Genomic DNA, 6,047 nt, shown 5'->3' on the forward strand with positions numbered 1-6,047 from the left:
CCAGCACGGCTTCGTGTGGCGGCTCGGCTTCCTTGATGGCCCGCCACACCACGCGCGCGACGTCTGGCAGTGGACCGGCGGCCAGTTGTTGGTGTCCGCGGAATGCGGTGACGAGGGGCGTGTGCTCAGACCACGCGATGGTTTGGCGGTCCATTAGGGCGTTTGGGTAAGGGAATTGGCCAATTTACCCGGATAGAAATAAATATAATTATGTCCGGGTATAAAGCGAATTTTGGAGATATATTGTCCTTTCAACAAGGATCGATATGACCGATTTTGTCATTCAATGGCGATCAGTAGCGTTTCAACGTTTTGGGATTAGAACGGTGTAAGTGGTTGATTTGCTTGGGGAACGGCGTCGTTTCGCGAGCTTCGCGCGAACCAGCTGGCCCTCCGATCGCTCCGTGGCAGCCGCCAGCACCGCCGTTCGCGCGAAGTCCCCGAAGATCGCGAAGGCCCGCGAAGAACAGCAACACAAAGAGTGGTGTCCCCACATGTTCACGGTGAAGACGCACGTCTGGATCGTGAAACAAGGTCTACCGCCGCCACCGCGTTATTCAGACGCTGCTTTCGAACCCATTCCACTCGTTCTCCTGTAAAGAACAGTGGGATACGACTGAATGACGATATCAACCGACCTGCTCAACCTGAAACTGGCCAAGTTACTCTCCCTGCCTGAGGTGAGCCTCACCCGTGGCGACGTGCGCTTGCCGGGAGTCCGAGGAAAGGCGCTGGCGGTGGAGGAGCACGCCCGTTATCGGGAATTGGACGCCGTGCAACGCTCCACTCTCGATCATCATTTCCGCGAATACTTCAGGGTCGGCGGGTTTCCGGAGGTCCAAGGCGTGGAGCTTCGCGATCGTGTGGCGCTGCTCAACAGCTACGTGGATGTGATGGTCCTCCGCGACGTGATCGAGCGAAACCAAGTCAGCAATCCTCGATCGCCTCGAAGGCGCGTTCCATGTGCGCACCATCATGGCCGGTTGCTCGAAACGGCGGTGCTGCCTGGAGGGTCAGTAGGATCGACCAGGCTTCCCTGTCCTCTCGACCATCTTCGCGAAGTGCGCGAAGCGAAGACACGTTCACAGGAAGTCGGTCGGCGCGTAGCTTTGGCGAGTTCTTCTCCCCCCGACCGACTTCCCCGAGGATCCCATGTGGTCTCCCGCTCTCTTCGTCTCCGCCGCTGCGCTGAGCGCCGGCCTGTTTGCCAAACCGGCGCAGTCGGGCAAGTGGTTCGCGACGGTCAACCAACTGCGCAACGGCGGCTCGGCCGACCTCACGATCGAGCCCCGGAACGACAAGCAGTCACGCGCGAAGCTCGCCTTTCGCAACGGCAGTCGCGACATGCGCGTCGCGTGGGATATCGTGGCCGGCAATTGCAACGACCAAGGGGTGCCGATTGCGGCGCAGGCGGCCTTCACGCAAGCGCAGACCCAGATGGATGGTGGTGGCTCGGCAACAGCCATGATTCCGAAGCTCGAAAGCGGCAAGCGGTACTACGTTCGCGTGTTCGATCCGCAGGTGGCGCCGAACGATCAGAACGTGTGGGGCTGCGCCAATATCAGCGAGAAGCCGTAGCACAAAAGAGGGGGCCGTGCGTCATTCGCACGGCCCCCTCTTCGCTTCACACCGACCCGGCCTTACGGCGCCGTGCCCGGTGAGCCAACGCCGCCGAACGTGTAGATCGGCAAGCCGCGGGAAAGCAGTTCACGCCCCGATACGGGGACATGGAATGGTGTGCCCGGAACCAGCTTGCCCCAGCCGCGGGCGTCCCACCACGAGATATCGCCTTCGGTGGGATACAATTCGATGCGCTTCTCGTACTGGATGGCGTCGAACAGATCGCCGCAGGCGCCACTGTCCTTACGCGGCACGCAGTCGCGGCCGGCCGGCGGCCCGTTCGCGTCCACAGGGCGCAATCCCGCCGCCACTCGCGTCGGATTGATGAGCGCCGCGGCTTCGGTGAAGCGCCCGAGTCGGAACAGTGCTTCGGCGCGGATGAACTTCATCTCGTCGAGCGAGATCACCTGAATGAAGGCGCGAATGCCGGAATCGGCCGCCGTATTCAGATAGCGGGTGGAGCGGTACCACGACGTGAGATAGGCACCGTTCGAGGCGCTGCCCATCGTTGCCGTCTGCCGCGTGAAGCGCGTGCCGGCCGCCAGATTGTTGGCCGCCCCATGAATGCGCCGGTCGGGCGACGTGATGATGAACGCGGTCCGGTTGGCGATGGACGCGGCGACCCACGCCTGATAGTTGCCGGAGGTATCGCCAGGGCCAAGCAGCCGGTTGTGGATACGGATCGTATTCTGGGCGAACGAGTTGTTGATGTAGGTCGAGCCGGTATTGGCAACAGCCGGATCGGCCTGCCATCCGAAATCACGCGTGATGCCCGAGTCGAGGCGCGCGAGCACCGCGCCCCAGTTGACCGCGTTCCGCTGTGCCGGGGTACGCGGTGAGTAGACATCGGCGCGAACCAGGAAGGCGTACATCACCCGCACCAACTCATCGCGCGTGATCGGTCGGCCGTTGATGAACAGCGCGGGCCACGTAAAGTTTGGTGTGGCCCGGGCTTCGGCGATCACGACGCGCATCTGCGCCTTCGCGTTGTCCAGCACCTCCGGCCACGGGCGGAACTCCACGTTCGTCTGGTTCAAGCCGGGCGTGATCGAATCCGTGATGTAGGCCTGGTCGGTGGCCAAGGCGAGCTTGAGCTGCGAAATGGCAATGATGAACTTTGCGAAGAGCTTGCGATTCGGCGTGTCGGCGCCGTCCGGCGTGGCAGCGTTGATCGTGCCGAATTTGAGCGCGTTGTCCCGGATGCCGATAAAGGCTTCGCGCGCACCAGCCGACGCCTCGTATGGGGTCCAAAAAGACACGCGCGTGGCGCAATTCACGTTGTCGCGGTTGTTGATGGGCAGCCGCGGCTCGGTGGCGAATTCCAACCAGGTGACGCTGGTGGTCGTGATGTCGTGCCCCCACAGGCTGTAGATCACCGTGGGGCAACTGCCGCGATTGACGGCGGTATAGGCCTTCCAGGACCCGATCAGGGCGGCTTCGGTATTGGCCGCGTTGTTGAACACGGTGGCGATACTGAGGTTGTTCGGATCCGTTACGGCGAGATCGACGCAGCCCACGAGGGAGGCAGCGGCGATGGCAGCGATCAGGACAGCGGCGCGGCGGCGACCGGCGACCGGGCGGGACACGGGACTATGCGGAGTATGCATGATGCGGCCTCGGTCAGAAGGTGAGCGTGACGACGCCCGTGAGCGTGCGTGTCATCGGATAGGTGGCATCGTCAAAGCGCACGGTCGGCGAGCCCGCCATGACATTGAGGCCGGTGTAATTGGTGAACGTGCGCATGTTGCGTCCGATCAAATCGATTTGCGCGCGCGAGACGCCCATCCTGGAGAGAAACGGCCACCGCTTCGCTTCCGCGGTGTAGCCGAACAGCAATTCCGAAATGGTCAGGTGGGTGGCGCTTTCGACGAAGTTCGCGAGGTACAGGTTGTTGTTGTTCGAGACGCGGTTGTAATACCCCACTGGCTTCTTGAGCTCATCTGGACGACCGAACTGGTCGACGACGGGATGGTCACCAGACGCGTAGTACGTCTGGTTGCTGTTCGCGTACACATCGCCACCGAACTGCCCCGTGGTTTGCACGAACAGGCGGAAACTGTTGTAACGGAACGAGTTTTGGAAACCGAAGCGCATGAACGGCTGGCTGTCGCCAATGCGGCCATACGTGAGCTGTCCCGTCGAATCCCGCTGCTGGATCGGCAGCCCCCAGCCGTAAGCAGTGCCATCGATGGTGACGGAGCTGCCCCAGAGCCCCTTGGCGACGCCGTCTCGCCACGTGTTGCCAGTGCCCACCGGCACCACCCAGCCGTCGTCGTTGACATTGAACTGCGCCTGCGAGTTTCGGTGAATGGCGGGCAGCTGCGAAACATCCTGAACGTTGAAGTTGCCCCACATTTCGCTGAGCGGAATCCCGTCGCACTTGTACTGGAGGCCGTCGTCGAAGCAGGTACGCCCGAACTGTCGGGTGAACTGTGCCTGGTTGTCGGCCGTCACGAGAATGTCCCAGCGTAGGCCCTTGGGGTTGGTCAGCACGGCGCCCTGCAGGGTCATTTCAAGCACGTTGCCGCCGATATGGGCGGGATTCGTGCGCACGAGCTGATAGCCGGATACGGCGGGCGCCGGTACGTTCACGAATACATCCTTGCTGTCGTTCCGCACGTAGGTGACCGTCGCCGACAGGCGCGATTTGTACGCGAGGTCGAGGCCGATTTCCTGTTCTTTCGTGAACGTCGGCGCAATGTTCACGTTGCCGAGGTTGCTGCGACGAATAGCGCCGGTCCCGTCGTTGGTCATGGCTTCGTACTGATCGGAGAAGCTTGGGCTCACGCCGGTAACACCATAGCTGTAGCGCAGCTTGAACTGATTGAACGCGGGCATGGGGAACCAGCTTTCCTCGCTCAAAATCCAAGCAGCTGAGGCGCGGCCGAAGGTGTTCCAACGGTTCGCGCCACCGAACAGCGAGTTCCCCTCGCGGCGCCAGAGGAAGTCACCGATGTAGCGCTCCTTGAAGCTGAGCCCAAGGTTGGTGATCGCACCGAGCACGCGATAGTCGGTGATGCTGTTGCCGGTGGTGCGGGTACGTGCCTGCGACATGGCCTTCAGCCCTTCGGTGCCGAAGTCCGTCCCGGTAGTGGTGAGACTGGGATTGAACTCGCGGCGCGTCTCGCCCCGTTGCGACAAGCGCGCCGTGAGATCGCCGAGAGACTTCGTGGCCGAGATGGTGCCGGTGATGATGTAGCCGTCGTTCGTCTGCTCCGTGACGGCCAGGCTACCGACGCTTGGGCTGAGACCGCCGGTGCCCGTCACCAGCGGAGTACCGCGCGCCGTGTAACTCGTTTGTGTGAGGTCGCCGCGATCATAATTCGCATCACCCGCGATCGAGAGCCAGCTGAAGGGGCGATAGCTGGCGTTCGCGTTCAGAAGAGTGCGCGAACGATCGATGACGTTGTCGGCAATGAACTGGGAGTAGAGCGGATTCGTGAACAGCGTGACCGAATCGGGGACGATCACGTACGGAAAGCCGATCTTCGGGAACGGATCGGGTTCCTTGAGGTTCACGTCGGTGTCGATGCGATAGAAATTGTTGAAGCTCGGGCTCGAATTGTCGTCTTTGCCCCGCGTGTGATTCGCCGAGACACCCACGTTGAGCTTCTCGTTCAGCCGCGAGTCGAGGTTCACGCGCAACGTTTGCCGGCGGTACCCCTCGTTGTTCTCGAGCACGCCGCCGAACACGTTGCGGGTGTAGGCCAGGTTGTAGTTGGTCGCGGCCGCGTTACCCTGCACCTGCAAGCTCTGAATGGTCGTGTTACCCGGACTGAAAAACAGCTTCGGGTGGTCGTAGGTTTGCGAGGTGAACGGCGCGTCCATGATGCCCAGCGGCTTGAGCGCACGCTGAGCGCGCGGGACGGTCTGCCCCTGCGCATTCAGCCAGTTGCCGCCCGCATCCTGCAGGAAGGCATGGTGCTGGTTCTTGGGCAAGTTCGTCTGAAATTGGTCGGTGCCCTGCTCCATACGCCCCTGAAACTGCGTCGCGCCGAGGGCGAGGCCCTTGCCGCGCTTGGTCGTGATGGAAATGACGCCAGCCGCCGCGCGCGATCCGTACAGCGATGCCGCCGCCGCGCCCTTGATCACCTCGATCGATTCGATGTCCATCGCCTCGATATCCTGCGTGGTCACCGATTGCCCCTGATTGAGGAACACGCCGTCGACCACGAATAGCGGTGACGGTGGAGCGCCACCCTCGGTAATGCCCGAGATCGGTGTGCGCAGCACAATGTTCACGCCGCTGCCGGGCTTACCGCTGGGGCGCGTGATCGCCACACCGGCCACCTTGCCCATAATCAAACCAGCCGCCGAGCCGGTGGGCATGACCGGGATATTCTCGCTGGTGATCTTGTCGACCGTGATGGTGGACTTGGCCACCGACTGGGCATCCATACTGCCGGACACCGTCACTTGGTCGAGGC

General features: G+C 62.1%; 4 protein-coding genes. 1 reads left to right on the plus strand and 3 read right to left on the minus strand.

The window, feature by feature from the left end; genetic code table 11:
* Positions 1-662: 662 nt before the first annotated feature.
* A complete protein-coding gene (locus ACESNG_RS20630) occupies positions 663-926 on the minus strand; it encodes a hypothetical protein (RefSeq protein ID WP_373070619.1) in 264 nt (87 codons plus the stop codon).
* Positions 927-1,152: 226 nt separating this feature from the next.
* Between ACESNG_RS20630 and ACESNG_RS20635 the strand changes: the two genes are divergently transcribed.
* Complete coding sequence (locus ACESNG_RS20635; RefSeq protein ID WP_373064689.1) at positions 1,153-1,578, plus strand: hypothetical protein; 426 nt, start codon at positions 1,153-1,155, stop codon at positions 1,576-1,578.
* Positions 1,579-1,640: 62 nt separating this feature from the next.
* Here the strand turns inward: ACESNG_RS20635 and ACESNG_RS20640 are convergent, their stop codons facing one another.
* Positions 1,641-3,227, minus strand: a complete 1,587-nt coding sequence (locus ACESNG_RS20640; protein ID WP_373070621.1) for a RagB/SusD family nutrient uptake outer membrane protein — start codon at positions 3,225-3,227, stop codon at positions 1,641-1,643.
* Between the two features lie 13 nt (positions 3,228-3,240).
* Positions 3,241-6,047 (minus strand): TonB-dependent receptor plug domain-containing protein (locus tag ACESNG_RS20645; RefSeq protein WP_373070623.1); only part of this gene is annotated, 2,807 nt, incomplete at its 5' end.

Origin of the sequence: Gemmatimonas sp., assembly GCF_041689975.1 — a bacterium.
In the GTDB taxonomy this organism is placed as follows: Bacteria; Gemmatimonadota; Gemmatimonadetes; order Gemmatimonadales; family Gemmatimonadaceae; genus Gemmatimonas.

What these genes read in the sequence shown, in the direction of transcription:
- ACESNG_RS20635 (WP_373064689.1), top strand. Translation starts at nt 1,153, where the DNA reads ATGTGGTCTCCCGCTCTCTTCGTCTCCGCCGCTGCGCTGAGCGCCGGC.
- ACESNG_RS20640 (WP_373070621.1), bottom strand. Translation starts at nt 3,227, where the DNA reads ATGCATACTCCGCATAGTCCCGTGTCCCGCCCGGTCGCCGGTCGCCGC.